Genomic DNA, 509 nt, shown 5'->3' on the forward strand with positions numbered 1-509 from the left:
CCAAATCCCGTAGCGGGCAGGTTGACCCGCGGCGGCGGCATGGAACTCGAAGCCTCGTAACCAACCCCAATCGCTGCGCGGCTCCGCGGCTGATCGACACTTTGCGCGGTTGAGTGGACCACCCGCTGCGCATCCTGCCAGAACTGCGCCGAAGCGAAACTTGCGGCCGGCAACGGCCCGGCGCGGTCGGCGGCGGCAAAGAGCTCGTCTTGGTCAAAACTCTGCGCAGGTGAGTGAGCTGGTGGAGCAAAGGGCAAGTGCGAACCGCCTTCCCCGGCGCCCTCCTCTTGCAGCATCCTCGGTCCAACCGCATCTGCATGTGAGCCGGTCCGCCGCCTGGCGAGACGGCTGTTTGGAACAGCTTGCCGATGCTGGCCCGGCTGCAACGCGTTCAGATGCTCCTGAAAACGCGCCTGGTTGGTCTGCTGCTGTTGCGAGCCTGCATCGTCTGTGCGGGCGAAATCTGAGACGTGGGACCGATTGACATTGTTAAAGGGATCCATCGTATC

1 protein-coding gene is annotated in these 509 nt (G+C 63.7%); it reads right to left on the bottom strand.

All coding sequences use genetic code 11. The features are described from left to right. On the bottom strand, positions 1-509 hold a 509-nt coding region (locus RFM98_RS31250), incomplete at both ends, for a hypothetical protein (protein WP_320312304.1).

The organism is Mesorhizobium australafricanum (assembly GCF_033977265.1).
GTDB classification, from domain to species: Bacteria; Pseudomonadota; Alphaproteobacteria; order Rhizobiales; family Rhizobiaceae; genus Mesorhizobium; species Mesorhizobium australafricanum.